Here is a 26,335-nt window from a genome sequence, read left to right as displayed (position 1 = left end):
ATCGTCGGTTCGAGATGAACCGACTTAGAACGCGAAGCTGAGCGAGGCGAAGTATTCACGACCGTCGAGATCGTAGCCGTTGCCGATCGGAATATTCGAAATTCCGAACACTTCGTTGGTATCGATCAGCGGCGGGTTCTCGTTGAAGATGTTCGAGACACCCATCCGAACGCTGAACCGGTCGAATTCGACGCGGACCGACGCGCTGCTGACGAAATACTCGTCTGCAAAGCCGATATCGCGACAGAAAACACCATCGCCTGCCACCACGCCATCGGGAATGAACGCGCCGGTAGTCGGGTCGTTGCTGCCCGAACCGTTACCGAGGCAGGTGTTGCCGATGAACCCGGTCGGCTGGCCATCCGGACCACGACCGAAGGCATCGGAAAGCGGATCGATGCCGTCTTCCTGCTGTTCGGTCGAGCCGATGTAGCGGGTCGACCAGGTCAAGGTGACATTGTCGACTTGCGCCGAGAATGTTCCCCGACCGGTCCAGGACGGGAAGCCGAACTCGCCGGCATCTTCGTCTGTGGTCGGCTCACCGATATCGGTCAGGAAGACCGAATCACGCTGGATCAGGTGATTTGCACGAACGTTGAGCCCCAGGCGGATGTCCTTCCCGAAGAGGGCCAGGTCGGTGGAGATGTTCGTGTTGAGGTCGATACCACGCACCGATTCCTCGTTGATGTTCACGAAGCCGGCAAAGACGTCCGTGATCAGTCGGCGCGAAAGCGGGTCGGTATCGAACTCGATGAAATCGCAGAAATTGGAGCGTTGGCCATCGTCGCGCAGGTAGCACTGGTTGACGATGAACTGGCCCGTGGGTTCCGCAATGGCACCTTTGACCTTGATATCGTAGTAGTTGAAGTTGAAATCGAAATCGATCGGACCAAGGCTTTCACCGAAGGAGAAACCGGTGGTGATCGACCGAGACGTTTCGGGATCGAGGTCGAAGCTGCCGCCCGAGGTGATCTCCACGCTCGGAACCTGAACGGTGGTTGCACCATCGGTACCGACCAAGGTCGGGTCACGACCTTCACGACGACAATTGTCCAGAACGAAGGCATCACGAGTATCGTTGGCCGCGTTGTACCCGCCAGCAAGTGGCGCATAGGCGTTTGTCGGCACCGCGCAGGGGTCGGTAACCCCGCCGAAGCCCGACTGACCGGCCAGGAACAGTTCGCGCAGGTTCGGCGAGCGGAACGAGGTACCGTACGAGAACTTCAGGAGAAGCTGTTGGATCGGACGCCAGCCGAGCTTGGCCGAGTAGGTCCCGTTCGTACCGTAGAACTCGTCTTCGGTCAGACGACCGGACACGTTCACCCGCAGATCTTCGACCAGCGTCTGCCCGCTCATCAGCGGGAGATCGATTTCGCCGAAGACTTCGTAAATGTTCTTGCTGCCCTGTGCGCCCTGGTCGGCGAAGAAACCGAAGAACAGGCCTTCCGAGGCAACCAGATCGGGTTGCGAATTCAGCGTGTCGTTCCGATACTCCGCACCGAGCACCATCTTTGCGGTGCCGCCGGGGAGTTCGAAAATGCTGCCCTGGAAAAAGGCCGACAGGACCGTCTGTTCGTAAGTCGTGTCGAAGTCGCGCGAGTCGAACAGATAATCCCGCTCTGCCTGGGTGGCGAAATCGCCGACTGCGGTCTGATAGAGGCTCGGTGCGAACAGGTTGACCGGCACACAACCATTAATCACGTCCGGCTGGAGCGCCGACGGATCAAAGAAGCCGCTGGTGGCGCAAGGGCCACCGGCGAGAACCACCGGAGTGGCGCGACCAGTCGGAGCCGAAACCGTCGGATCCATGCCGAGCGCAAGCGCGAGGCGGTCGTTACGGATACCGATACGCGAGGAGGTACCCTCCGAACGCGAATAAACACCCGAGACGTCGAAGGTCCAGTCGTTGCCCGGGCCGAAGTTGATGAACGGCAGGTCACCGCGGATGCCGAAGACGCCGCGATACTGCTCCTGCACCGTTTCGACGAAGCTGCGATCGCCGACGACGCTGACGACCGGACGAACCGTGTAGGAACGACCGACCGGACGGCGGAATGCACCGCCTTGGAAAGTGTTGAGGCCATCGAAAGTGTTGTTCAGGGCGCCACAATCGTTGTTGGCGATGTTACACGGATTGAAGGGATTGCTGCCCGGAACGTAGGGGAACAGCTGCGGTGCGGTGCCGCGTGCACTCACTTCCGCACGGCTGTAATTCGCCTCGAAATAAGGCGTGATACCCCATTCACCATCGAACGTGTATTCGCCATAGGCCATCACGTTGTAGAGATCCTGCGGGGAGATGAACGACGGCTCGAGATCGGTGCCGTTGCGCGTGACCTGCGAGAAATCGACGTCGAGCAGGCCGTCGCCATCGCGATCGACCGGGTTGCCGAAGGCGTCGAACGCGTCGGAGAAGTTCGGAATGCCGGTGTTGCCGGCCACGCCGGTGCTCCCAAAGACCCTCTCGTCATAATAGATCGAGCTGAAGAAGAGCGGGCTATTGGGGATGATACGGCGTGCTGCGGCATCGATCGTACAAGGCGTGGTCACTTCGCCGATCGCACCACCGCTGTCGGAGCGGGTGTTCGCGTCATCGGAAATGCCGAGTGTGCGAATCTGGCCCGAATCGGTGATTTCGTAATGCGTATTGCACCCGGCGAGGAAATCGCGATCGCGGATCCGTACTTCGTCGCGGCGCGCATATTCCGCGCCGATACCGAAGCTCCAGTTGCTACCGAACTTGCCGTATGCACCGCTGATCTGGAAATCGTTGCCGGCGCCCTGTTCGTTGAGGTTGCCGCTGGCGAACAGTTCGAGACCATCGATATCCCTGCGCAGGACGATATTGCCCACACCGGCGATAGCGTCGGAGCCGTAAACCGACGATGCGCCGTCCAGCAGGAGGTCGTAGCGAGCGACCAGCGAAGAAGGAATGAGGTTGATCGACGGGTTGGTCGGCGCACCTTCGACACCTGCCGGAGCAAGGCGGCGACCATTCACCAGAAGCAGCGTCCGGTCGGCACCGAGACCGCGAAGGTCGAGCGTCTGCGAACCCGGGCCGTTGTTCAGCACGAAGCCCTGGAAAGTTGCGTCGATCTGAGTGCCGGCAGCCGATTCGCTCTGCTGAAGGATCGATGCAGCATCGAACTGGCCGGTGTCCTGGAGCGTCTCGGTCTGGAGGATCTGAAGCGGCGAAATGCTGCTGTAGGTGTCATCGCGCTGAATACGCGAACCGGTCACGACGATCGCGCCCTCGTTCCGCTGGCCGGTGGCCCCGGTGTCGGTAACATCGACCACTTCGCTCTGCAGCGGGGCATTGTTCGTGACGCCATCCGGACCCTGGGTGACGCAATCGCCATCCACTTCTTCCTGGCCGGTGGGGCATTCGCCCGCTTGCGCAGCCTGGGCCCATGCGGGCGCTGCGGAGATCAGGGCGAGAACCGAGGCGGAAACCGCAAGGCCCTTGAGTGAATTCCGGTGCAATTTTTTCATTGAGAACTCCAGTCACGACAACTGGGTCTGGCGACCCCCACACCCTTCAACAGTCCGCAATCGAACCTGCCGTTTCCCCAACGACAGGTTCCGAAATGTTGATGCTGTAGACTTCCAGCCCCTTCGATGAGGAGTTAACTGCAATAGGCAGGACGCCTTGTCAAAGCGCCGAAGCGAGTTTTGGTGTGGCTGTGGCCAGAATCACACATTTGTAACAATTGTAATCAACTGTAACGCAGAAGGGGCAAAAAGGCTGCATCGTTGCTTCAAACGATCTCCATCCGCAGTTCTCCATCGCCCTCGTCGATCTGCACCGTCGAGCCGTCGGGCACTTCGCCCTTGAGGAGCCTGTCCGCCAGCGGGTCCTGCACATAGCGTTGCACCGCACGTTTCAGAGGCCTCGCGCCATAGACCGGATCGTAGCCGACCCGCCCCAGCCAGCGCAGCGCCGCATCGGTCAGTTCGAGCGTGATCTTGCGATCGGCGAGCAATTTCTGCACCCGCCCGACCTGGATTTCCACGATCGGCGCCATGTGTTCCATGCCCAGCCGGTGGAACAGGATGATCTCGTCCAGCCGGTTGAGGAATTCGGGACGGAAATGGCCGCGCACCACATCCATTACCTGCGGCTCGACATCCTCGACCTTCTGGTCGTCATCCATATTGGCGAGGAACTGGCTGCCCAGGTTTGAGGTCAGGATGATCAGCGTGTTCGAGAAATCGACTCGCCGCCCCTGCCCGTCGGTCAGGCGTCCGTCGTCGAGTACCTGCAGCAGCACGTTGAACACGTCGCTGTGCGCCTTCTCGACCTCGTCGAACAGCACCACCTGATAGGGCCGGCGCCGCACCGCCTCGGTGAGCACCCCGCCCTCTTCGTAACCGACATAGCCCGGAGGCGCACCGATCAGCCGCGCGACCGCGTGCTTTTCCATATATTCGCTCATGTCGATGCGGACCATCGCGTCGTCGTCGTCGAACAGGAAGGTGGCAAGCGCCTTGGTCAGCTCGGTCTTGCCCACACCCGTCGGGCCCAGGAACAGGAAGCTGCCGAGCGGGCGGTTGGGGTCCTGCAGACCCGCCCGCGCGCGCCGCACGGCCTTGGAAACCGCGTCGATCGCCTGGCGCTGGCCGATCACCCGCTTGCCGAGCAGTTCTTCCATCTGCAGCAGCTTCTCGCGCTCGCCCTCGAGCATCCGGTCGACCGGGATGCCGGTCCAGCGGCTGACGACGCCGGCGATATCTTCCTCGGTCACTTCCTCGCGCAGCAGCGCGTTTTCGGTATGGCCGGCGGCTTCCTCGATCTGTTTCTCCAGTTCGGGGATGCGCCCATATGACAGCTCGCCCGCCTTGGCGAGATCGCCGCCGCGCTGCGCTTGCTCCAGCTCGATCCGCGCCGCGTCCAGCTCTTCCTTGAGCCGGCTTTCGGCGTGGATCTTGTCGCGCTCGTTCTGCCAGCGCGTGGTCAGCTCGCTCGATCGCTGTTCGAGCTCGGCAAGCTCCTTGCGCAAAGCCTCCAGCCGGTCCTTCGAGGCGCGATCGCTCTCCTTCTGGAGCGCCTGCTCCTCGATCTTGAGCTGGATGATCCGGCGGTCGAGCCCCTCTATCTCCTCGGGCTTGCTCTCCATTTCCATGCGAATCCGGCTCGCAGCCTCGTCCATCAGGTCGATGGCCTTGTCGGGGAGGAAGCGGTTCTGGATGTAGCGGTTGGACAGCTGCGCCGCCGCCACGATGGCACCATCGGTGATCCGGACGCCGTGGTGCAGTTCGTACTTGTCCTTGATGCCACGCAGGATGGATATGGTGTCCTCCACGCTCGGCTCGTCGATATAGACCGACTGGAAGCGGCGTTGCAGCGCCGGGTCCTTCTCGACGTATTTCTGATATTCGTCGAGCGTGGTCGCCCCGATGCAATGCAGCTCGCCGCGGCTGAGCGCGGGCTTGAGCAGGTTGGAAGCGTCCATCGAGCCCTCGCTTGCCCCAGCCCCGATCAGCGTGTGCATCTCGTCGATGAAGAGGATGATCTGGCCGTCGGCGCGCTTGACCTCGTCGAGCACCGCCTTGAGCCGCTCCTCGAACTCGCCGCGATATTTCGCACCGGCGATCAGCGAGCCCATGTCGAGGCTCATCAGCGTGCGGCCCTTGAGGCTGTCCGGCACATCGCCATTGGCAATCCGCAACGCCAGCCCTTCGGCGATGGCGGTCTTGCCGGTGCCGGGTTCGCCGATCAGCGCGGGATTGTTCTTGGTCCGGCGGGCGAGAATCTGGACGGTGCGGCGGATTTCCTCGTCGCGGCCGATCACCGGGTCGAGCTTGCCGTCGCGCGCCGCCTGGGTGAGATCGCGGGCGTATTTCTCCATCGCGTCGTAGGATTCCTCGGCGCTGGCCGAATTGGCCCGCCGCCCGCCCCGCAGTTCGGAAATGGCCGCCTCGAGCTTGACCGGGTCGAGATCCGCCGCCTTGAGCGCCTGGCCCGCGGATGTGGTGCTGGCGAGCGAAAGTGCCACCAGCAGCCGTTCTACGGTGACATAGGCGTCGCCCGATTTCTCGGCGACCTGCTCGGCCTGGTCGAGCACGCGCACGGCGTCGTTGTCGAGCCCCGGGGTCTGTTGCGCGCCGCTGCCGGACACTGCGGGGACCTTGGCCAGCGCGGCGTCGATCTCGTCCTCGACCATGCGTGGGTTGCCGCCGGCGCGGGCGATCAGCCCGGAAGCCATGCCTTCAGCATCCTCGATCATCGCCTTGAGCAGGTGGGCGGGCGAAATCCGCTGGTGGTTCATGCGGATCGCGACGGTCTGCGCGGCTTGGAGAAAGCCCTTCGCGCGATCGGTGAATTTTTCCAGATTCATTGAGCTGCCCCTCTATGGATGACTATGCGGATATGGTGTTGCCATTCCGCAACACAAGGCCACTCTGACCACATACCAGCATATGCTCGCAGTGTGTTACCCGAACATAGGGGTGCTTGCCGGCGGGGACAGGGGGCTCTTCACAAATTTTCTTCGCTTGCAGGCTTGTCCCCGGGCGCGAGGCGGCTACTCCTTTGCGCCAAGAGAGGAATTTCATGACCAAATGGCTTTCGCGCATGGGCTTTGCCCTGCTTCTTGTCGTGCTGCTCGCCTTTGTCGCGCTGGCGACCTGGGAACCGTTCTGGGCCCAACGCGAAGGCGTCACCCCGTCGGCGCAAAGCTATACCGCCGAGATCATCCGCGACGATTTCGGCGTGCCGCATATCTACGGCGAGACCGATGCCGATGTCGCCTATGGCGTCGCCATCGCCCATGCGGAGGACGATTTCTTCACCTTGCAGGACGTCGCCGCGATGAGCGTGGGCCGCTACGGCGCGATCGCCGGCGAGGACGGTGCGGCGGTCGATTATGTCTACCACCTGCTCGGTGCCCGCGACACCGCCGAGCGGCACTACCCCAGCCTGCCCGCCGACACCCGCGCGCTGTTCGAAGCCTATGCCAGCGGGCTCAACCAATACGCCCGCGAGCATCCCGACGAGGTCAAACTCGACAATCTCTTTCCGCTCGACGGGATGGATATCGCCACCGGCTTCACACTGCGCCAGCCGTTCTTCTTCGGGCTCAACAATGTGATCGGACCGCTCGTCGCGAACGAGCCGATGCGGCCCGAGTTCGGCCCGGCGATCACCCCCGATGCCGCAGACGCCGACGACGGCATTCCTCCCGCACGCGTCATCCGCGCCGATGACAAGCCCGAGACGACTGCCCGCGCCATGCCGCTCCCCATGGGCGAGGACGGCGCGCTGTCCGGCTCCAACGCTTTCGCGGTGGCACCGGCGAAATCCGGCGGACCGACCGTGCTCATTTCCAATGCCCACCAGCCCTGGCGCGGTGGCGTGGCCTGGTACGAGCTGGTGGTCGAGAGCGGCGAGGGCTGGCATTATGCCGGGGCGAACTTTCCCGGCAGTCCCTTCCCCTTCCTCGGCCACAACGAGAATCTGGGCTGGACCAATACGGTCAACCGCCCCGACATGGTCGATGTCTACAAGCTCGTGCTCGACGACAGCGGGACGCGCTACAAGCTCGGCGATCGCTGGCTCGAGCTGGAAGAGCAGACCGTAACCCTGCCCGTCCGTATCGGCCCGGTCACGCTGCCGATCCGTCGCACGGTGCATCGCAGCGTCCACGGCCCGGTAATCGTCAACGACAGCGGCGCCTTTGCCATTCGCTATGGCGGGATCGACGATCTCGGCCAGCTCGACGCCTATTACCGGCTCAACAAGGCCGAGACGCTGGACCAGTTCGAGACCATCTTGGCGCGGATGGACATCCCCAGCACCAATTTCATCTATGCCGACAACGCGGGAAACATCGCTTATATCTACAACGCCGCGCTACCCGACCGTAAGCCCGGGGTGAACTGGCGCGGCGTGCTTCCCGGCGACGATCCCTCGCTGATCTGGAGCGGTCCGGTCGCCTACGAACGGCTGCCGCGCTATGTAAATCCGGCCAGCGGCTGGCTCTACAACGCCAACAACACGCCCTTCACCGCAGCCGGCGCAGGCAGCGATCTCTCGCCCGAGGATTTCGCCCCCGAACTCGGGGTCGAACTCAAGCAGACCAACCGCTCGCGCCGCGCGTGGAGCCTGATGAGCGAAAGCGGACTTCTCGACCGCGCCCGGCTCGAGGAAATCAAATACGACAAATCCTACGAGCGCTCGGGCTATGTCGCCCGGCTGTGGGATGCGCTCGAAACCATCGACCTGTCGGACGATAGCGAACTCGACCGGGCGCGCGACCTGCTGCTCGGTTGGGATTTCACCGCCGACAATATCGGCGAGGCGGATGCGATCGCGCTGCTGCTGATCCGCGACTTCATGTCGGCCGAATACCAGAACGAGCCCGAGCCGGATTTGCGCGAGGAATTGCGTGAAGCGGTCGATCATCTCAACGAGCACTTCGGCCGCATCGACCCGCCGATGGGCGATCTGCTGCGTCTGCGTCAGGGCGAGGTCGATCTGCCCCTCGATGGCGGGTCCGACACCCTGCGCGCCTCGACCAGCTGGGACGTCGCCGACGACGGGCGGCTTTCGGTCCGGCACGGCGACAGCTTCATCCAGTGGGTCGAATGGGAGCAAGGAGAACGCGTCTCCTCCCGCTCGATCCAGCCCTTCGGCGCGGCGACCACCAGGCCCAAGAGCAAGCACTATGCCGATCAGGCTGCGCTGTTTGTCCAACACCGCTTGAAACCGGTCCATTTCTGGCGCGATGACGTGCTGGCCAATGCCGCCAGCCGGAAAATCGTGACCAACCGCCGATAAGCATTTACGCAAGTGGCATTACTTCCAAGGGGATTCGCAATGATACGCATTCTATCGACCAGCCTGATCGCGCTGAGCGTCGCCGCCTGCGCGACCACCGCCGACCAACCGCTAGGCAGCGCTTCGGCCAAAACCACTGCGGATCGTGCTGCAGCCGTCGCTGCAACGCAGGCGGTGCAATTCGAACCCGCTCCGCTGTCCGAGCTGGTCGCCGAAGTGGATCTGCCGTTCGATAAATTCACGCTCGACAACGGCTTGACCGTGATCGTCCACGAAGACCGCAAGGCGCCGCTGGTCGGGGTTTCGGTGTGGTACGATGTCGGCTCCAAACACGAGCCCGCGGGCAAGACCGGCTTCGCGCACCTGTTCGAACACCTGATGTTCAACGGCACCGAGAACGCCCCGGCGGACTGGTTCGAATACATCCAGCAGATGGGCGGCACCGACGTCAACGGCACCACCAGCCCCGATCGTACCAATTACTTCCAGACCGTGCCGACCGGCGCGCTCGACCGCATCCTGATGCTTGAGAGCGATCGCATGGGGCATCTGCTCGATGCGGTGACGCAGGAGAAGCTCGATAACCAGCGCGGCGTCGTCCAGAACGAGAAGCGCCAGGGCGACAACAGTCCCTTCGGCCTGCTGCGCTACGAAATCTTCGAGAACCTTTTTCCCAAGGGCCATCGCTATCATCACTCGACCATCGGCTCGATGGGCGATCTCAACGCCGCCTCGATGGCGGATGTCCAGAGCTGGTTCCGCGACCATTACGGGCCCAACAATGCGGTGCTCGTGCTGGCAGGCGATATCGATACCGCCACCGCGCGCGCCAAGGTCCAGAACTGGTTCGGCGACATCCCCGCCGGCCCCGAAGTGGTCCACCCCGAGGTGACCGTACCCACTCTCCCCGCGGAAAAGACCAAGGTCACCACCGACAATATCTCGACCACGCGGCTCTTCCGCATGTGGACCGTTCCGGGCTCGAACTCGCCCGCGGCGGTGCCGCTCAACCTCGCTTCTGCAGTCCTCGGCGGGCTGTCGAGCTCGCGGCTCGACAATGCGCTGGTGCGCGAGGATCCGGTGGCGGTCTCGGTCTCGACCTTCAACTACTCGCTCGAGGATGCCGGCGTGTTCGTCGTCCAGGCCGATGTGAAGCCGGGCGTCGACCCGGCGGAAGTTGCCGCCAAGCTCGATGCGCAGATTGCCGAATTCATCGCCACCGGCCCGACCGCCGACGAACTCGAACGCGCCAAGGTCAGCACCATGGCTGGCGTGATCCGCGGGCTGGAATCGGTCGGCGGCTTCGGCGGCAAGGCACCGCAGCTGGCTGCGGGCGAACTGTACATGGGCGATCCCGGCCAGGTCGAGAAGGAGCTCGCGCAGATGGCCGCGGCGACGCCCGAACAGGTCCGCGAACTGACCCGGACCTGGCTCTCGCGGCCGGTCTTCAACCTGGTCTTCAATCCCGGCGAGCGCACCGAAGGCGGCGAGAACCGCGGTGGTGCGGTGACCGGGACTAATCCTGAAGGCCCTGCCAGCCTCGCCGATCTCACCGAGGCGAATTACTGCCAGCCCGACGCCTGCGCCATGCAGGCGCTGGCCACCTTCATGCAGGCCGATCGCGACACGCTGCCCGAGATCGGCACGCTCTCCGGGCTCGATTTCCCCGATATCGAGCGCGCCACCCTGTCCAACGGAATGGAAGTCTATTTCGCCCGCCGCGATGCGGTGCCGACGGTGTCGGTCCTCGTCGAATTCGACGCCGGTCGTGCAGCGGAGACGCGCGAAGATCTGGGCACCCAGCGGCTGATGCTAGCCACAATGGACGAAGGCACACGGCGGCTCAATTCGACCGAGTTCGCCATCGCGCAGGAACGGCTGGCGGCGAATATCTCGGCCGGTTTCAACGCCGACTGGACGACCTTCTCGCTCAGTGGCCTGTCGCCCAACCTGGCGCCTTCGCTCGAGCTGCTGGCCGAGTTCATTCGCCAGCCGGGGTTCCGCGCCAGCGATATCGAGCGCACGCGCGCGCAACTGCTCAACTCGCTGACCGCCGAGCTCAAGGAGCCCAACCAGCTGGCCGACCGCGCGTTGCGGCGCACGCTCTATGGCGATCACCCCTACGGCCTGCCCTCGTCCGGTCTCGGCACGCCGGAACGGCTGCAGACGCTGAACGCGGCGGATCTCCAGGACTTCCACGACCGCTGGCTGCGTCCCGACAATGCGCGCATCTATGTGGTCGGCGACACCACGCTGGCCGAGGCGACCGGCCTGCTCGAGGCAAGCTTCGGCGACTGGCGGGCTCCGGCTTCGGCCCCGCCCGAGCGGGGCTACGATACGCCGATCCCCGCACCGCGGCAGCGCATCCTGCTGCTCGACCGCCCCAATTCGCCGCAATCGGTGATCTATGGCGGCGTGGTGCTCGACGCCCGCGGCGCCACCGACGATCTCACCAAGCTCAGCGCCTCCAACGAAGCGCTTAGCGGTGGCTTCCTCTCGCGGATCAACATGAACCTGCGCGAGACCAAGGGCTGGTCCTATGGTGCCGGTGGCGGGATCGGCACCGCGCTCGATCGTGTGTTCTACGGCGTCCGCGCCCCGGTCCAGGCCGACCGGACCGCGGATTCGATCACCGAGGTCCAGCGCGAGATCGACGAATTCGTCGTTTCCCGCGGTGTCCAGCCCAACGAGCTGGAGCGCATCATCAACAGCAATATGCGCGAGCTTCCCGGCCAGTTCGAGACCGCCGGCGATGTGCTCGGCGGCGTGATATCGATCGTCCGCTACAATCGTGACGACGATTATTACGAGGGTCTCGCCGAGACCTATCGCAATCTCAACGCTGCCGAGCTCGACGCGATCGCGCGGGAAAACTTCGTCGAGGACGACATCGTCTATGTCGTGGTGGGCGATGCCAGCGTGGTCCGTCCGCAACTCGATGCGCTCGATCTAGATGTCGAAGTCATCAGCCTCGAAGAGTAGGGTCCTCGTATTGACATCGATGTAAGCACCGTCGATGTCGCACTGTATTTCAAACCGCGGCCCGCAGTTGTGGGCCGCCTGACAGGAGAGCATATATGTCCGTAGCCGGTACGTACGACACCATCGTCAAGAGCCCCATGGGCGACCAGAAGGGTACCTTCACCGTTGTCCCGGGCGATGACGGCAAGACCTTCACCGGCTCGATGGCCGGCGGCATGGGTTCGATGGACGTCAAGGATGGCACCATCGACGGCGACACGCTGAAGTGGAAGATGGACATGACCGTCCCGATGCCGATGACGCTCGATTGCACCGCCAATGTCACCGGCGACCAGCTGACCGGCAAGGTCAACGCCGGCGCCTTCGGCGACATGGCGCTGACCGGCGAACGCCAGGGCTGAACCGCCCGAAAATTTGCCCAACGAAAAGGGGCGCCGGAGGATCACTCCGGCGCCCCTTTTTCATGCTCATTGGCCCATGGCGGTCAGTCGACCACGTCCATCTCGGCGATCAGCGCCTGCGCGCCGTCGACCTTGTCCATCACCCACAGCATGTAGCGCGTATCGACATGGATCGTGCGGGTGGTGCGCGGATCGAAATCCCAGTCCGAATTGACGCTCTCGAAGGTGCCGTCGAACAGCAGGCCGACCAGTTCGGCGCGCGCGTTGAGCGTGGCCGAACCCGAATTGCCACCGGTCGAATCGAGATCCGAGAGGAAGTTCACCGGCACCGAATCGATGCTCTCGAGCTCGTAGCGCCCGTAATCCTTCTCGCGGATTGTCTCCAGCAGCGCGGGCGGGGCGTTGAAGGGGTCCTCGCCCGTGTCCTTCGCCAGCAGCCCTTCGAGCGTCGTGAAGGGCAGATAGGCCATCCCGTCGCGCGGCGAGCCGCCGAGCACGGTGCCATAGGTCACCCGCAGCGTGCTGTTGGCATCGGGATAGGCAAGCAGGCCCTGCGAGGCCTGCCACCCGGTGATCGCCTTCATATAGTCGGGGCGCAGCGCCAGTGCGCGCCCGCTGCGCACCTCGGACTCGGCCTCGAGCTTGCGCTCGTAATCGTAGAGCGCCACCGCGAGCTTGATGAAGGGGTCCTCGCTCGCTTCCAACTGCTCGGGCGTCGCGTCGAGCAGGCTGGCGCGATACTCCGCCTCGTCGAGCCGGGTCTGCGCGTAATAACCATCGATGCGGCTCTGCAATGCAGCGCGGTCGGGCGTTCCCGAAATCCCGAGCTGGCGGTCGAGAACATCCACCCGAGCCGCTTCGGGCTGCGCGAGATATTTGTCGAGGAACAGCAGCCATTCGGCCTTGTCGACCTCGGCATCGTAGCGCCGGTCGAGCGCCTGAAGGCCCTGGCGGAAGAAGGTCATGTCGCGTTCCTGATAGCCCGGATCGCGCTCGGCATCGGGCTTCAGGCGCTCCTGCGACAGGCGGTAGATCCGCTCGGCGGTCGAGAGCATCTGCGAATTGGTGCCGTAATTGTACCAGAAATTGGTCCGCGCCGCAGTCGCGCTTTCATCGGCCAGCGCCGACAATTGCGTGATCGCAGCACCATAGGGAGCGCGGCTGCGATCGGCGGCGATCCATTCGGCCAGCGCCGCCTCGCGCATCCGCCGCCGCTCGACCAGTCCGACGCGCCGCGCACCCTCGATCTGGCCGCGCAGGTTCTTCTCGAAATTGTTCAGCCCGGCGAGCCGCGCTTCATATTTGACCCGTGCGTCGGAATCCGCCGGAGCAGCCAGCTCGATGGTGTCGATCCACTCGTTGAGCAGCGTCACGAAGGTCGGATATTGCCAGTCGAAGGTGTTCTCGACCTCGGCCAGCATGGCATAGCGCTGGGTCGATCCGGGATAGCCCGCGGCCATCACGAAATCGCCTTCCTCGAGCCCGCCCGCGCTGACCTTGAGGTGATGCTCCGGCTCGTAGGGGACGTTTTCTTCGGCGTAATCGGCCGCCGAGCCATCCGGAGCGACATAGGCGCGGTAGAAGGCGAAATCGCCGGTGTGGCGCGGCCACTGCCAGTTATCGATGTCGCCACCGTATTTGCCGATCGAATCCGCCGGGGCATAGACCAGCCGCACGTCGCGCACCTCGAGCCGCTTGATCAGCTTGTACTGCGCGCCGCCGTAGAAGCTGGCGACCAGGCAGCGATAGCCGGCGTCTTGCTCGCATTCGGCGACGATGTCCTTGTTGCGCTGCTCGACCAGGTCGTAGCGCGCCGCGGGTTCGAGGTTTTCGGTGCCCTCGCGCATCCGCACGGTCACGTCTTCCTCGGCCACGGTCACATAGATGCGCGAGCCCGGCGCGGCGGGGAGTTCGTCTCCCTTGGCCGGGGCGAGAAAGCCGTCGACCAGATAATTGTTCTCGGCGGTGGAATTGTACTGCACCGAACCGCGCGCGCAGTGGTGGTTGGTGACGACCAGACCTGCGGGCGAAACGAAGCTGGCCGAACAGCCGCCCAGCGAGACGATGGCACCCATCGGAAACCCGGTGAGGTCCGAGAGCGCCTCGGGGTCGATCTCGAGCCCGGTCGCGCGCAGGTCCTCGGCGATTTGCGGCAGCTGGTCGGGCGTGAACATGCCTTCCTTGGCGGCGAGCGGTGCGGTCAGAGACAGCGCGGAGCTGCAGGCGAGAAGGGTAGCAATCGAAGCAGGTTTGCGCATGGAATTCCCAATCCGTTGGTATCGCGCCAGAGCGCGGGCTGTGCCGTCGCTAGGGCGGATCGCAGCGCGCTTCAAGCGGTCAATGGGCTGGACAATAGAGGGGCAATCGCGAGGCGGCGATCAGCCCAGCTTGGCCTTGAGCAGATCGTTGACCACCGCCGGATTGGCCTTGCCCTGCATCGCCTTCATCGTCTGGCCGACGAAGAAACCGAACAGCTTGTCCTTGCCGCCGCGATACTGTTCGACCTTGTCGCCATTGGCCGCGATGATCGCGTCGATGGCCGCCTCGATCGCGCCGGTATCGCTGACCTGCTTGAGCCCTTCGGTATCGGCAATCTCGTCCGGCGCGCGGCCGGTCCTGAGCACGATCTCGTAGATTTCCTTGGCCTGCCCCCCGCTGATTTCATCGGCGGCCTGCATCTTGAGGATGGCAGCCTGCGCCTGCGCGGTGGCGTGGCTGGGATCGGCTTCGTCGCCGAGCGACTTGATCACCCCGGGTGCCACCGACAGCGACCAGTTGGCGACCTGCGTCGCCACATCGGCTTCCGACTTGCCAACCGCGCTGGCGGTTTCGCCCAGCAGCGTTTCGAACCGGGCGAAGGTTTCGACCTCTGCGGTCAGTTCGCGGGCGTTGTAGGGCGTGAGGCCGAGCACATCGGTATAGCGGGTGCGCTTGGCGTCGGGCAGTTCGGGCAGGCTCGCGCGGCATTCGGCGAGGAAATCCTCCTCCAGCACGAGCGGCAGCAGATCGGGATCGGGGAAGTAGCGATAATCATGCGCGTCTTCCTTGCTGCGCATGGTCCGCGTGGTGCCGGTGCCCGGATCGAACAGCCGCGTTTCCTGCACCACGGTGCCGCCATCCTCGAGCAGATCGACCTGGCGCTGAGCCTCGAATTCGATCGTCTGCATCACGAAACGCACCGAATTGACGTTCTTGGTCTCGGTCCGGATGCCCAGTTCGGGATCGCCGACCTTGCGCACGCTGACGTTGACGTCGGCGCGCATCGAGCCTTCTTCCATGTTGCCGTCGCACGATCCGACATAGCGCAGGATGCTGCGCAGTTTGCGGACATAGGCACCCGCTTCGGCGGGCGAGGTCATGTCGGGGCGGCTGACGATCTCCATCAGCGCCACGCCGACGCGGTTGAGGTCGACATAGGACATCGTCGGATGCTGGTCGTGCATCAGCTTGCCCGCATCCTGCTCGATATGGATCCGCTCGATCCCGATGATCTTGTCCTCCGGGATCCCGGCCTTTTCGTCCGCATCGATCAACAGCTGCCCCTCGCCCACGATCGGGTGGTAGAGCTGGCTGATCTGATAGCCCTGCGGCAGATCGGCGTAGAAGTAGTTCTTGCGGTCGAACCGCGAGTATTTGTTGATCTGCGCCTCGATCGCCATTCCGGTGCGCACCGCCTGGCGGACGCATTCGGCGTTGAGCACGGGCAACATCCCGGGCATCGCCGCATCGACGAGGCTGACCTGCGTGTTGGGTTCCGCCCCGAAAACGGTGCTGGCGCCGCTGAACAGCTTGGCATTGGAGGTGACCTGCGCATGGACCTCGAGGCCGATCACGACCTCCCATTCGCCCGTGGCGCCGTGGATGCGGTAAGTGCTCATGTCCAATCCCGTTTCAATCCAGCGGTGTTCGCCAAGCCATAGAAAAAATAGTCGTCACGGTTCTCGGATCGCAAAGCTCTCAAAACAACCACGTCATCCCAATCCTCGTGCCTCGGTGACATTTCGATTGTGGTACCAGCGTACTTTCCATCAAGTGCGCTACCCCGCCAACCGAGAATGCCACCAACCAGCTGCACACCGGCCTCAGCGATCTCGATTGTAAACTCAGGCGCCAACTCTCCGTCCACCGTCTCGTCGAATCCCCAACCGTCAATCGGTTTGACAGTCACGGACCCCAACGACTTCACCACCAACGCTCCGGCGTTGCAGCGAAACCGGCGCGCTGTTCGATCGCCAGCCCGGCGTTGAGCACGCCCTGCTCGTCGAACGGCTTGCCGACCAGTTGCAGCCCCAGCGGCAGACCGTCGGCGTTCTGCATCGCGGGCACGCTCATCGCGGGCAGGCCGGCGAGGCTGGCGGGCACCGCAAAGACGTCGTTGAGATACATCGCGAGCGGGTCGTCGCTCTTGTCGCCGAGCGGGAAGCTGGCCGTCGGCGTGGTCGGCGCGAGGATCAGGTCGCATTGCGCCCACGCCTGCTCGAAATCGCGCGCCACCAGCGCCCGGACCTTCTGCGCCTGCGTGTAATAGGCGTCGTAGAAGCCCGCGCTCAGCACATAGGTGCCGATCAGGATGCGGCGTTTGACCTCGTCGCCGAAGCCCGCCTCGCGGGTCTCGGCATACATGTCCTGCAGGCCCGCGCCATCGGGCAGGTCGCGCAAGCCATAGCGGACGCCGTCATAGCGCGCGAGATTGGACGAGGCCTCGGCGGGGGCGATGATGTAATAGGCCGGCAGCGCGTATTTCGTGTGCGGCAGCGAAACGTCGACGATCGTCGCACCCGCGTCGCGCAGCCATTCCTTGCCGCGTTCCCAGCTATCGAGGATCGCAGCATCGGTGCCTTCCATGCGGTATTCCCTGGGGATACCGATGGTCTTGCCCGCCAGATTGCCGTCGAGCCCGGCGGCCCAGTCGGGCACATCCATCTTCAGGCTCGTGGCGTCCTTGGCGTCGAACCCGGCCATCGCGCCGAGCATGATCGCGCAGTCTTCGACGCTGCGCGCCATCGGCCCGGCCTGGTCGAGGCTGCTGGCGAAGGCGACCACGCCCCAGCGCGAACAGCGGCCATAGGTCGGCTTGATCCCGCAGATGCCGGTGAAGGCGGCGGGCTGGCGGATCGAACCGCCGGTGTCGGTGCCGGTGGCGGCAGGCGCGATCCGCGCGGCGACTGCCGAGGACGAACCGCCAGAGGAGCCGCCCGGGCTCATCGGCGCATTGGTGCCCGCGCGGCGCCAGGGCGAGGAGACATTGCCGAAATGACTGGTCTCGTTGGACGAACCCATCGCGAACTGGTCGAGGTTGAGCTTGCCCAGCATGCCCGCGCCCGCATCCCACAGCTTTTGGCTGACGGTGCTTTCGTAGCGCGGCACGAAGCCTTCGAGGATATGGCTGGCGGCGGTGGTCTGCACGCCATGGGTGCAGAACAGGTCCTTCATCCCGATCGGCACGCCCGCCATCGCGCCCAGCGGCTTGCCCGCGGCGCGGGCGGCATCGACCTTGCTTGCCGCATCCAGCGCGTGATCGGGGGTGGTGACGATAAAGGCGTTGAGCGCGGCGGCACCGGCGACCGCGGCGTTGAACGCCTCGGCCACTTCGCGCGCGGTGAATTCGCCCGACGCCACTCCATCACGGAGCGGCTTGATGCCAAGCTGGGTAAGGTCGGTCATTCGATCACCTTGGGTACGGCGAAAAAGCCGTGTTCGGCCGCGGGGGCGTTGGCGAGGATGTCCTCGCGCCGCCCGCCGCCGGTCAGCGGATCGGCATCGACGACATCGTCGCGCAGCCGCAGGCTGTTGGGGATGACCGCGGTCATCGGCTCGATTCCCGAGACATCGACCTCGCCCAGCTGCTCGACCCAGTCGAGGATCTGGCTCAGCTCGGGGGCCATGCGTTCGAGCTCGCCATCGCTCATGCGGATGCGCGCGAGCGAGGCGATCTTGGTGACTGTAGCTTTATCGACGGACATGAGCGCGCGTTAGCGGCGCGCGCCCACCGCTTCAAGCGGCGATCGCGTGGGCTTTTACTGGATCGGCGCGGGCGCGGGCTGGATGCCGTCTTGCGGCGAGGCCTGTCCCTCGGGAGCGGAGGGATCGCCGGTCATGCCGCCGGGACCACCCATCTGCATCGCCTGCTGCAGCGTCGCGAGGCGGCGCTCGAAATCGGGCATGGTCATGAAATCGACCAGTTCCACCTCGAAGGTCAGCGTCTCGTTGGGCGGGATCACCACATTGCCTTGCGGATCGGTGCGCCCTTCGGCGCCGTAACCCGCGCTGGCGGGAATGGTGAGGCGATAGGTGCCGCCCTTCTGCATCTGCTGCGCGCCTTCGGCGAAGCCGGGGACCATGCGGTCGAGCGGGAGCGGATTGCCCTCGGGGAAGATGCCCTCGATCGGGAGCGGGATATCCTGCGACTGGTCGAACACCGAACCGTCTTCCAGCGTGCCGGTGTAGCGGACGAACACCACATCGGTGGCGGCCGGGTTGGGGCCGCTCCCCGCAGTCAGCGTGTCGACGTCGACACCCTTGGGCGCGGCGTACCAGGCCAGCGCGGCCGCAGCCAGAACTGCCAGAACGATGCCGATCCACAGCTTGGTGAGCGAGCCTTTGGCGATGGGCTGCAACGGTACGCGGGTGACTTCGGTCATGATGTGTCCCGGAAAAGCGAGAGGAAAACTGGAATGCGAAAGGGCGCGGATAGCGATCCGCGCCCTCATGGCTTAGCTTGGCAAATGCTTCAAGTCCGGGGCTTCAAGTCCGGCGCATGGCGCGCCGGATCATTTTCAGCCGTCGCGTTCCATCCGCTTGCGATCCATCTTGCGCGCGCGGCGCACGGCGGCAGCCTTTTCGCGGGCGCGCTTCTCGCTGGGCTTCTCGTAATGGCGACGCAGCTTCATCTCGCGATAGACGCCTTCGCGCTGCAGCTTCTTCTTGAGCGCGCGCAAAGCTTGATCGACATTGTTATCGCGAACCATGATCTGCATAAATTCAAACACCTTGCTAAGCGGGCCAGAGCCCGCCGCGGCGGGGTATGCCTCCTTGAAAACCGGGTCGGAAAGACCGTCTCGTCGAATCAACGAAGACTGCGCCGAATCCGTTCCGGACCGGCAATAACGCTCGCCACATAAACCCGCCCCCGACGGAATGCAAGCGTGCCTGCACCCCGCTGCTACAACGGGCCGCTCTATCGGGCCGCTGCGGCTTTTCACTTGCGCCATGCGCGGCTAAGGCAACAGCCATGTCCACCCTCTCCCCCTTCGTCGCTACCGTCAACGTCGCCATCGGCGGCGCCTTCGGTGCCGCGCTCCGCTATCAGATGGGCCGCGCGATGACCGGCTGGCTCGGCGCACCCGCCATGTCGCTCTTTCCCTGGGCGACGCTGGCGGTCAACGCGCTGGGGAGCCTGCTCATCGGGCTGCTGTTCGGCTGGCTGGCGCGCGCGGGGCAGGGTGGCGATCAGCTGCGCCTGCTGCTCGGCGTCGGTCTGCTCGGCGGCTTCACCACCTTCAGCGCCTTCAGCCTCGAACTGGTGGTGCTTATCGAACGCGGCCAGTTCACCATCGCCGCGCTTTACGCCTTTCTTTCCATCGCGCTGGGGGTCACCGGCCTGTTCTTCGGCCTGACTCTTACGAGGATGTTCGGATGAGCGCCACCGATACCCCCCAGTCTGACGCCACACAGTCTGACGCTCCCCAGTTCGATGTCCGCCAGTTCACCGTCGGTCCCGACGACAACGGCATCCGCCTCGACCGCTGGTTCAAACGCCATCTGCCGCAGATCGGCTTCAACACGGTCAGCCGCTGGGCGCGCACCGGCCAGATCCGGGTCGATGGCAAGCGCGCCAAGCCCGACGACCGGCTCGAAACCGGGCAGCAATTGCGCGTCCCCCCCGGCGGCGAAAGCGAGAACCGCACACCGCGCGAGAAGCCCGAGCTGAGCGCCGAGGACATCGAGCAGGCCGAGGCGATGGTCATTTTCGAGAACGAGGCGGCGATCGTCCTCAACAAGCCGCCCGGCCTCGCCACGCAAGGGGGGACCAAGACCACCCGCCATGTCGACGGGTTGCTCGATGCCTTCGTCGAAGGCGACGGCCCGCGCCCGCGGCTGGTCCACCGGCTCGACAAGGACACCAGCGGCGTGCTGCTGATCGCGCGCACCCCGGGCAGCGCGGCGCATTTCTCGCGCCGTTTTTCCGGGCGCAGCGCGCGAAAAGTCTATTGGGCGCTTGTGGTCGGCGTCCCCGACGTCCGCGAGGGCACCATCGAGGCGCCGCTCGCCAAGCAGCCGGGCACCGGCGGCGAGAAGATGCATGTCGACGAGGAAAACGGCCAGATCGCCAAGACCCGCTATCGCGTGGTCGAAACCGCCGGCCGCAGGGCCTCCTGGCTCGAACTCGAACCGCTGACCGGGCGCACCCACCAATTGCGTGTCCATTGCGCGGCGATGGGCAATCCGATCGTCGGCGATGGCAAATACGGCGGACAGGATGCCTTCCTCACCGGGAGCATCAGCCGCAAGATGCATCTCCATGCACGGCGCCTGGTGATCGGTTCGCCCGGCGGCGGCAAGATCGATGCGGTGGCCGAGCTGCCCGAGCATTTCGCCGCGACGATGGAACAGATGGGTTTCGACCTCACGCTGACCAACGCCGAACCGCTGCGCGACGAACCCCCGCCCAAATCGCGCGAGGAGAAGAAGCAGGCCGCGCGCCAGCACGCCAAGTCGATCCGCAAGGACCAGCGCGGCGAACGGCGCGGGCGCCGCAACGCGGTCGACGCCAAGGGTCCGGCGAAGGGCGCCGCCAAGGGTGCGGGCAAAGGCCCGGGCAAGCCCGCCGGTCGAGGCAAGCCCGCCGGAAAGGGTCCCAGGGCTGGCGGCGCCAAGCCGGCTCGCGTCAAACGTCCCAGCCCGAAGAAGCCGCGAGACAACGGATGACGCGGCTGGCGGTGTTCGATTGCGACGGGACGCTGGTCGATGGCCAGGCCTCGATCTGCGAGGCGATGGAAGCCGCTTTCGCCGGAGCCGACCTGCCCTGCCCGCCACGCGCGCAGGTGCGCCGCGTGGTCGGGCTCAGCCTGCCGCAGGCAATGATCCAGCTCGCTCCCGAGGCCAGCGAAAATCAGCGCTCCGAAATCGTCAGCGGCTACAAGAGCGCCTTCTTCAACGCACGCACCGAGGGGCGGCTGAGCGAGCCGCTGTTCGAGGGGATGCGCGAGCTGCTCCAGCGGCTGCACGCAGCCGGCTGGCTGCTCGGCGTCGCCACCGGCAAGAGCGACCGCGGGCTCACATCCTGCCTCGCGGGGCACGAGATCTCCGAACTCTTCGTCACGCTCCAGACCGCCGACCGCCACCCGTCCAAGCCGCATCCCGCGATGCTCGAAGCCGCCTTGTTCGAAGCGGGCGTCGAAGCTGGCGCTGCGGTGATGATCGGCGACACCAGTTTCGACATGGAAATGGCCAGCGCCGCCGGGGTGCGCGCGATCGGCGTCGACTGGGGCTATCACGCGCCCGAGGAACTGCTCGCTACCGGCGCAACCGGCGTAGCGAGCGACATGCAGGCGCTCGAAGCGCTGCTCGGGGACCCGGCGCATGGCTGAACACGATCCCGGCACCGATTCTGCCCCCGCCCGCGATCCAGCAATGGGGCGTTACATGGCGCTCCACCTCGTCCGGCTGGCCTGCATCTTCGTGGTGATGTTCGGCCTGCTCATTCAGGAGAACCGGATCGAAGGCCCCGCGCTGCTCGGCTTCGCGCTGCTGGTCGGCGGGGCGCTGGGCTTTTTCTTCCTGCCGCACACGCTCGCCAAGCGCTGGAAAAGTCGCGACGAATGAAGCGTTTCTATTCCGAGGTTACCATCACCGACGAGAGCGACGGCTGGACCGTCCGGCTCGATGGTCGTCCCATCAAGACGCAGGGCGGGCAGCCCCAAGTGCTGCCAACGCCGAAGCTTGCCGAACTGCTCGCCGCCGAATGGCGCGGCCAAGGGGAAACGCTCGACCCCAAGCGCTTCGTCCATCGCGATCTGGCCGACTATGCGATCGACATGGTTGCACGCGATCCCGATCCGGTCCGCGACAATCTGCTCGCCTATGTCGAGACCGACACGCTGTGCTACCGCGCCGATCCTGACGAACCCTTCTGGCGCCGCCAGCAGCAGCAATGGGAACCGCTGGTCGCCGGGTTCGAGGCGCGTGAACAGGTTGTTCTGGAACGGGTGAGCGGAGTGATCCATCGCCCGCAGCGGCCCGAAACCCTGGCCGCCTTGCGCAAACGGCTGGGCCAATTCACGCCCTTCGAACTGGCCGCACTCGAAACGCTGACCTCGCTCGCAGCCTCGTTGTGCGTGGGCCTGTCGGTGCTCGACGCCGAGGCCGATGCGCGGGCGCTGTGGGATGCCGCCAATCTGGAAGAGGACTGGCAGATCGAGCAATGGGGCGCCGACGAGGAAGCGCAGGAGCAGCGCGGTCAGCGGACAAAGCAATTCCTCGCGGCGCTGGACTTCGCCCGCGCCGCTGCCGTTTAAGCCTGGCTTAGCCGATCCAGGCCGCGACCTGGCCGGCGACATCGTTCGCCGCCTGGTTGAGCGCCACGCCCACAGGCCCCGCCTCGGCGGGAACGCCCGGCACCACCGCCTCGAACCGCCGCGTGGTCACCGAAGTGCCCTCGCCCTTGCGGACCGCGTCGAAGCTGACCACCACCGAACCTGTCGCCACATCGTAGCCGAATTCGCGCAGCACACCGCCCAGCCGCGAATCCGCCAGCACGCCGGGATCGTCGCCATCGATGACCACGCGGTTTCTGCGGGTGCGGATGGTCTCGGCCAGCAGGCGGCGGAACAGGCGGGCGGGTTTCTCGACCCAGACCGCATCCTTGAGATAGGCGATTTCGGTGTCGGTGACCTGCACCGGGACGCGGGTTACGTCGAGCCGCGCGGGCACCTCGAATTCGTTCAGCACCAGCGCGGTGTTTGCATCGCCGCTCGCTCCCGCACCGGCTGGTGCAGTAGCCGTCGCGGTCAGCGTCAGCAGGCTGGGCGGCGCGTCCGCGCCGAAACTGATGCAGCCGGTCAGCGCCAGCGCGGGCGCCAGGCAGGCGAGGAATTTGGCACGGATCATGGCGTGTCTCACGGTTCGTAATCGGGCAGGGGCGGCCCGCCCACCAGGGCGCCAACGCCCTCATCCTCGATCGTTTCGGTGATATCGCGCAGCGACTTGCTGGTGGCGCGCAAATCGCGCAGCGTCGCTTCGGCGGCCGGCAGCGTGCTTTCGGTCAGCTGGCGGGTGACGGGGCGCGCCTCTTCGAGCGTCTGTTCGAGCGCCGCAGCCGCGCCGCTGGCGGAGTCGAGCGTTTTGCGCAATTGCTGCGATATCGCCACGCCTTCCTGGTTGATCAGGCGATCGGTGGTGGCGGTCACCTTCTCGAACTGGTCGAGCGCCTCGCTCGATTCGCGCAAGGTGACCTGCAGCTCGAGCATCGTGCGCTCGATCTGCGGGGTCGCGCGGGCGAAATCCTCGGTCATCGCATTGGTGTTGGCGAGAATGCCCGCCAGCTCGCCCTGGTTCTCGTCCGAGAGCAGCGAGGTCAGCCGCTCGGTCAGCGTCGCCAGCCGTTCGAGCAGCAGCGGCGCATTGGCGAGAATCTCGCCGAACCCGCCCGCCTTGGGGGGGATGATCGGGACGCCTTCGGTGCAGGCGGTGGTTTCGCAGGTGATCGGCGGCTGGCCGCTGCGCGCGCCGTCGAGCATGATGGTCGAGACGCCTGTGAAGCTGGACTGGATGGTCGCGGTGGTTCCGACCAGGATCGGCACCTCGTTTTTCACCTTGATCCGCACACGCACGAATTCGGGATCCTTGTCCCACAACACGATCTCGCTGACCTGCCCCACAGGGACACCGGCAAAGGAGACCTGCGACCCGGTGGCGAGACCCGCGACCGAAGTCTTGAAGAAGATGTCGTATTCGTCCTGGTCGCCCTGCCCCAGCCGCGCGATCCAAACGATGGCCAGCGCCAGCGCAGCGAGCAGCAGCAGCGTCACCGCCCCTACCCATACATGATTGGCCCGCGTTTCCATTGCCTCGCCTATGCCTTCCTATCCGGCGCGTTGTCCAACGCTTTGAGGGTCTGCGCGGCGATGGGCGTGTCCATATGCTTGCGCAATTCCTCGAGCGCCTGCGCGCTGAGCGCCGCGCGTCCGCGCGGGCCGTTGAAATATTCCTGGATCCACTCGTGATCGAGCGCCATCAGATTGGGCACGGTGTCGACCGCGATCACCTTCTTGTCGGCGAGCACCGCCACCCGGTCGCAGATCGCGTGGAGCGTGTCGAGATCGTGGGTGATCAGGAACACGGTCAGCCCGAGCGTTTCCTTGAGCTCCAGCGTCAGCCGGTCGAAGGCCGCCGCCCCGATCGGGTCGAGCCCCGCGGTCGGTTCGTCTAGGAACAGCAGCTCGGGATCGAGCGCCAACGCCCGCGCCAGACCGGCGCGCTTGCGCATCCCGCCCGACAGCTCGGAGGGATACTGGTTCACCGCTTCTGCGGGCAGGCCCGAGAGCAGCACCTTGAAGCTGGCGATATCCTTGCGCAATTTGTCCGACAGTTCAGGGTAGAACTGCTTGAGCGGAACCTCGACATTCTCGCCCACCGTGAGCGTCGAAAACAGCGCGCCGCCCTGGAACAGCACGCCCCAGCGGTCGCGGACGCCCAGCACCTCGTCGGGCTGCGAATTGGTGAGCGAGCGGCCGAACACCTCGACTTCGCCCTCGGTCGGCGGCTGCAGGCCGATAATCGAGCGCATCAGCACCGATTTGCCCGAACCCGAGCCACCGACCACACCGAGGATTTCGCCGCGCCGCACCTCGAGATCGAGGTTCTCGTGAACCACATGGTCGCCGAAGCGATTGACCAGTCCCTTGACCACGACGGGATGCTCGCCGCGATACCGCTCGTGGCGCCCGGGGCGGTTGCTGTCCTCGCCCATCAGGCCCATCCCAGCTTGGTGAAGAAGACCGCAAAGAATGCGTCGATCACGATCACCGCGAAGATCGCCGAAACCACCGCCAGCGTGGTGCGCAGACCCACCTGCTCGGAATCGCCCTTGACCTGCATGCCGTGATAGCAGCCCGCCAGCCCGACGATCAGCCCGAACACCGGTGCCTTGATCAGCCCGACCCACAGATCGTAGATCGGCACCACATCCTGGATCCGCTCGAGGAAATTGAGGAACGGGATGCCGAGCGCGAAATTCGAGATGGTCGCACCGCCGACAATCGCCATAACCGAAGCGTAGAAACCCAGCAGCGGCATCATCAGCGTGGCGGCGAGAATGCGCGGGATCACCAGCGCCTCCATCGGCGCAATGCCGATCGTTCGCATGGCATCGACTTCCTCGGTGAGCCTCATGGTGCCGATCTGCGCGGCGAAGGCCGAGCCAGAACGCCCCGCGACCATGATCGCTGTCATCAGCACGCCCAGTTCGCGCAGTGTGATCCGCCCGACCAGATTGACCGTCAGCGTCTCGGCGCCGAATTGCGACAGCTGCACGGCGCCCTGCTGGGCGATAACGATGCCGATCAGGAAGCTCATCAGCCCGACGATGGGGAGCGCGGCCACGCCGACCAGTTCCATCTGGCGCACCAGCGCCTTGCCGCGAAACCGGCCGGGATGACGGATCAGCGTGCCCGAGGCCGAGAGGATCGCACCCAGAAATCCGAGCACGCCATAGATGCCCGCGCGCGCGCCATAGACTTTCTCGCCGGTACGCGCAGTGATCCGCTTCCACACCGCATCGCGCGGTGCGGCCAGCTTCAATCCGCCTCCGAGGCCGCAGACCGCATCCATCAACCTTGTCGCGCGTTCGCTGGCGCCGACCACTTCGGCATCGAGCCGTTCGGCCAGGTCACAGGCAACCCAGGCCCCGACGGTGTCGATTTCGCTGACCTCGCTCAGATCGATCCGCGTCACCGGCCCATCGATACCGCGCAGATCCCGCTCGAGCGCGCCGATCGAAGACACCAGCCACGGACCCGACAGCGCCAGCGTGCCGTGTCCTTCTCCCTCCTCGGAGATCGTGAATGCGGCTTCGCTGTCCATATGCGCCAGCCTATGCGGATAAATCTCGCGCGCCACAAGGCGCACGCTGCTTGCAGAGGCTGGTTGCGGGCAGTTGTTGCCGCGAGTTGTT

Annotated in this window: 21 protein-coding genes; 8 read left to right on the top strand and 13 right to left on the bottom strand. The window is 64.9% G+C overall.

Features of this window, described 5'->3' with window-relative positions; genetic code table 11:
• Positions 1 to 24 precede the first annotated feature (24 nt).
• Together ACWIKC_RS03120 and clpB are read right to left on the bottom strand one after the other, a co-directional pair.
• Complete coding sequence (locus tag ACWIKC_RS03120) at positions 25 to 3,363, bottom strand: TonB-dependent receptor domain-containing protein (RefSeq protein ID WP_454598671.1); 3,339 nt, start codon at positions 3,361 to 3,363, stop codon at positions 25 to 27.
• A 395-nt stretch (positions 3,364 to 3,758) separates the two neighbouring features.
• Positions 3,759 to 6,338: an ATP-dependent chaperone ClpB gene (gene clpB / locus ACWIKC_RS03115; protein ID WP_454598670.1), complete on the bottom strand. Its 2,580-nt coding sequence runs from the start codon at positions 6,336 to 6,338 to the stop codon at positions 3,759 to 3,761.
• A gap of 215 nt (positions 6,339 to 6,553) precedes the next feature.
• Between clpB and ACWIKC_RS03110 the strand changes: the two genes are divergently transcribed.
• The 3 genes from ACWIKC_RS03110 to ACWIKC_RS03100 all read left to right on the top strand — a co-directional run bounded on the left by ACWIKC_RS03110 (position 6,554) and on the right by ACWIKC_RS03100 (position 12,162).
• Positions 6,554 to 8,779: a penicillin acylase family protein gene (locus tag ACWIKC_RS03110; RefSeq protein WP_454598669.1), complete on the top strand. Its 2,226-nt coding sequence runs from the start codon at positions 6,554 to 6,556 to the stop codon at positions 8,777 to 8,779.
• Between the two features lie 39 nt (positions 8,780 to 8,818).
• Positions 8,819 to 11,761, top strand: coding sequence for a M16 family metallopeptidase (locus tag ACWIKC_RS03105; RefSeq protein ID WP_454598668.1), 2,943 nt, complete (start codon positions 8,819 to 8,821; stop codon positions 11,759 to 11,761).
• Between the two features lie 95 nt (positions 11,762 to 11,856).
• Positions 11,857 to 12,162, top strand: a complete 306-nt coding sequence (locus ACWIKC_RS03100; RefSeq protein WP_454598667.1) for a hypothetical protein — start codon at positions 11,857 to 11,859, stop codon at positions 12,160 to 12,162.
• A gap of 83 nt (positions 12,163 to 12,245) precedes the next feature.
• On the opposite strand, the gene ACWIKC_RS03095 is transcribed toward ACWIKC_RS03100, so the two are convergent.
• From ACWIKC_RS03095 to rpsU, 7 genes are all read right to left on the bottom strand, one after another.
• Entirely contained in the window at positions 12,246 to 14,420 is a 2,175-nt protein-coding gene (locus ACWIKC_RS03095; RefSeq protein WP_454598666.1) for a S46 family peptidase, read from the bottom strand.
• 120 nt (positions 14,421 to 14,540) lie between these two features.
• Positions 14,541 to 16,040 (bottom strand): Asp-tRNA(Asn)/Glu-tRNA(Gln) amidotransferase subunit GatB, encoded by a 1,500-nt coding sequence (gene gatB / locus ACWIKC_RS03090; protein WP_454598665.1) that lies wholly within the window; start codon positions 16,038 to 16,040, stop codon positions 14,541 to 14,543.
• Positions 16,037 to 16,330 (bottom strand): hypothetical protein, encoded by a 294-nt coding sequence (locus tag ACWIKC_RS03085; RefSeq protein ID WP_454598664.1) that lies wholly within the window; start codon positions 16,328 to 16,330, stop codon positions 16,037 to 16,039. The genes gatB and ACWIKC_RS03085 overlap by 4 nt, the downstream gene beginning before the upstream one ends.
• Positions 16,331 to 16,344: 14 nt before the next feature.
• Positions 16,345 to 17,826, bottom strand: a complete 1,482-nt coding sequence (gene gatA / locus ACWIKC_RS03080) for an Asp-tRNA(Asn)/Glu-tRNA(Gln) amidotransferase subunit GatA (protein WP_454598663.1) — start codon at positions 17,824 to 17,826, stop codon at positions 16,345 to 16,347.
• Positions 17,823 to 18,125 carry an Asp-tRNA(Asn)/Glu-tRNA(Gln) amidotransferase subunit GatC gene (gatC, locus tag ACWIKC_RS03075; protein ID WP_454598662.1) on the bottom strand — a complete coding sequence of 101 codons (303 nt, stop codon included), beginning with the start codon at positions 18,123 to 18,125 and terminating at the stop codon, positions 17,823 to 17,825. Before gatC ends, gatA begins: the two co-directional genes overlap by 4 nt.
• Positions 18,126 to 18,179: 54 nt before the next feature.
• The gene (locus ACWIKC_RS03070) at positions 18,180 to 18,803 is read right to left on the bottom strand and encodes an FKBP-type peptidyl-prolyl cis-trans isomerase (RefSeq protein WP_454598661.1); all 624 of its coding nucleotides are present in this window, start codon (positions 18,801 to 18,803) and stop codon (positions 18,180 to 18,182) included.
• Positions 18,804 to 18,938: 135 nt separating this feature from the next.
• On the bottom strand, positions 18,939 to 19,139 hold the full coding sequence (rpsU, locus tag ACWIKC_RS03065; protein WP_067611817.1) for a 30S ribosomal protein S21: 201 nt from the start codon (positions 19,137 to 19,139) through the stop codon (positions 18,939 to 18,941).
• A 254-nt stretch (positions 19,140 to 19,393) separates the two neighbouring features.
• Between rpsU and crcB the strand changes: the two genes are divergently transcribed.
• The 5 genes from crcB to ACWIKC_RS03040 are packed head-to-tail and all read left to right on the top strand — an operon-like array spanning position 19,394 to position 22,679.
• Entirely contained in the window at positions 19,394 to 19,801 is a 408-nt protein-coding gene (crcB, locus tag ACWIKC_RS03060) for a fluoride efflux transporter CrcB (RefSeq protein WP_454598660.1), read from the top strand.
• On the top strand, positions 19,798 to 21,090 hold the full coding sequence (locus ACWIKC_RS03055) for an RluA family pseudouridine synthase (protein WP_454598659.1): 1,293 nt from the start codon (positions 19,798 to 19,800) through the stop codon (positions 21,088 to 21,090). Before crcB ends, ACWIKC_RS03055 begins: the two co-directional genes overlap by 4 nt.
• The gene (locus tag ACWIKC_RS03050; RefSeq protein WP_454598658.1) at positions 21,087 to 21,752 is read left to right on the top strand and encodes an HAD-IA family hydrolase; all 666 of its coding nucleotides are present in this window, start codon (positions 21,087 to 21,089) and stop codon (positions 21,750 to 21,752) included. The genes ACWIKC_RS03055 and ACWIKC_RS03050 overlap by 4 nt, the downstream gene beginning before the upstream one ends.
• Complete coding sequence (locus tag ACWIKC_RS03045) at positions 21,745 to 21,987, top strand: hypothetical protein (protein WP_454598657.1); 243 nt, start codon at positions 21,745 to 21,747, stop codon at positions 21,985 to 21,987. The genes ACWIKC_RS03050 and ACWIKC_RS03045 overlap by 8 nt, the downstream gene beginning before the upstream one ends.
• The gene (locus tag ACWIKC_RS03040) at positions 21,984 to 22,679 is read left to right on the top strand and encodes an ATP12 family chaperone protein (RefSeq protein WP_454598656.1); all 696 of its coding nucleotides are present in this window, start codon (positions 21,984 to 21,986) and stop codon (positions 22,677 to 22,679) included. Before ACWIKC_RS03045 ends, ACWIKC_RS03040 begins: the two co-directional genes overlap by 4 nt.
• A 7-nt stretch (positions 22,680 to 22,686) precedes the next feature.
• Here ACWIKC_RS03040 and ACWIKC_RS03035 read toward each other — a convergent pair whose 3' ends face one another.
• From ACWIKC_RS03035 to ACWIKC_RS03020, 4 genes are read right to left on the bottom strand one after another with little or no spacing between them, the layout of a single operon-like run.
• Positions 22,687 to 23,271 carry an ABC-type transport auxiliary lipoprotein family protein gene (locus ACWIKC_RS03035; protein ID WP_454598655.1) on the bottom strand — a complete coding sequence of 195 codons (585 nt, stop codon included), beginning with the start codon at positions 23,269 to 23,271 and terminating at the stop codon, positions 22,687 to 22,689.
• 8 nt (positions 23,272 to 23,279) lie between these two features.
• Positions 23,280 to 24,227, bottom strand: a complete 948-nt coding sequence (locus tag ACWIKC_RS03030; protein WP_454598654.1) for an MlaD family protein — start codon at positions 24,225 to 24,227, stop codon at positions 23,280 to 23,282.
• Between the two features lie 8 nt (positions 24,228 to 24,235).
• Positions 24,236 to 25,132 carry an ABC transporter ATP-binding protein gene (locus tag ACWIKC_RS03025; protein ID WP_454598653.1) on the bottom strand — a complete coding sequence of 299 codons (897 nt, stop codon included), beginning with the start codon at positions 25,130 to 25,132 and terminating at the stop codon, positions 24,236 to 24,238.
• Positions 25,132 to 26,244: an MlaE family lipid ABC transporter permease subunit gene (locus tag ACWIKC_RS03020; protein WP_454598652.1), complete on the bottom strand. Its 1,113-nt coding sequence runs from the start codon at positions 26,242 to 26,244 to the stop codon at positions 25,132 to 25,134. Before ACWIKC_RS03020 ends, ACWIKC_RS03025 begins: the two co-directional genes overlap by 1 nt.
• Between the last annotated feature and the right edge of the window lie 91 nt (positions 26,245 to 26,335).

The sequence above is a fragment of the Qipengyuania sp. SM2507 genome, assembly GCF_053714505.1.
This window is presented reverse-complemented; position numbering and strand designations above follow the sequence as displayed.

What these genes read in the sequence shown, in the direction of transcription:
- clpB (WP_454598670.1), bottom strand. Translation starts at nt 6,338, where the DNA reads ATGAATCTGGAAAAATTCACCGATCGCGCGAAGGGCTTTCTCCAAGCC.
- ACWIKC_RS03110 (WP_454598669.1), top strand. Translation starts at nt 6,554, where the DNA reads ATGACCAAATGGCTTTCGCGCATGGGCTTTGCCCTGCTTCTTGTCGTG.
- ACWIKC_RS03105 (WP_454598668.1), top strand. Translation starts at nt 8,819, where the DNA reads ATGATACGCATTCTATCGACCAGCCTGATCGCGCTGAGCGTCGCCGCC.
- ACWIKC_RS03100 (WP_454598667.1), top strand. Translation starts at nt 11,857, where the DNA reads ATGTCCGTAGCCGGTACGTACGACACCATCGTCAAGAGCCCCATGGGC.
- ACWIKC_RS03095 (WP_454598666.1), bottom strand. Translation starts at nt 14,420, where the DNA reads ATGCGCAAACCTGCTTCGATTGCTACCCTTCTCGCCTGCAGCTCCGCG.
- gatB (WP_454598665.1), bottom strand. Translation starts at nt 16,040, where the DNA reads ATGAGCACTTACCGCATCCACGGCGCCACGGGCGAATGGGAGGTCGTG.
- gatA (WP_454598663.1), bottom strand. Translation starts at nt 17,826, where the DNA reads ATGACCGACCTTACCCAGCTTGGCATCAAGCCGCTCCGTGATGGAGTG.
- gatC (WP_454598662.1), bottom strand. Translation starts at nt 18,125, where the DNA reads ATGTCCGTCGATAAAGCTACAGTCACCAAGATCGCCTCGCTCGCGCGC.
- ACWIKC_RS03070 (WP_454598661.1), bottom strand. Translation starts at nt 18,803, where the DNA reads ATGACCGAAGTCACCCGCGTACCGTTGCAGCCCATCGCCAAAGGCTCG.
- rpsU (WP_067611817.1), bottom strand. Translation starts at nt 19,139, where the DNA reads ATGCAGATCATGGTTCGCGATAACAATGTCGATCAAGCTTTGCGCGCG.
- crcB (WP_454598660.1), top strand. Translation starts at nt 19,394, where the DNA reads ATGTCCACCCTCTCCCCCTTCGTCGCTACCGTCAACGTCGCCATCGGC.
- ACWIKC_RS03055 (WP_454598659.1), top strand. Translation starts at nt 19,798, where the DNA reads ATGAGCGCCACCGATACCCCCCAGTCTGACGCCACACAGTCTGACGCT.
- ACWIKC_RS03050 (WP_454598658.1), top strand. Translation starts at nt 21,087, where the DNA reads ATGACGCGGCTGGCGGTGTTCGATTGCGACGGGACGCTGGTCGATGGC.
- ACWIKC_RS03045 (WP_454598657.1), top strand. Translation starts at nt 21,745, where the DNA reads ATGGCTGAACACGATCCCGGCACCGATTCTGCCCCCGCCCGCGATCCA.
- ACWIKC_RS03040 (WP_454598656.1), top strand. Translation starts at nt 21,984, where the DNA reads ATGAAGCGTTTCTATTCCGAGGTTACCATCACCGACGAGAGCGACGGC.
- ACWIKC_RS03035 (WP_454598655.1), bottom strand. Translation starts at nt 23,271, where the DNA reads ATGATCCGTGCCAAATTCCTCGCCTGCCTGGCGCCCGCGCTGGCGCTG.
- ACWIKC_RS03030 (WP_454598654.1), bottom strand. Translation starts at nt 24,227, where the DNA reads ATGGAAACGCGGGCCAATCATGTATGGGTAGGGGCGGTGACGCTGCTG.
- ACWIKC_RS03025 (WP_454598653.1), bottom strand. Translation starts at nt 25,132, where the DNA reads ATGGGCGAGGACAGCAACCGCCCCGGGCGCCACGAGCGGTATCGCGGC.
- ACWIKC_RS03020 (WP_454598652.1), bottom strand. Translation starts at nt 26,244, where the DNA reads ATGGACAGCGAAGCCGCATTCACGATCTCCGAGGAGGGAGAAGGACAC.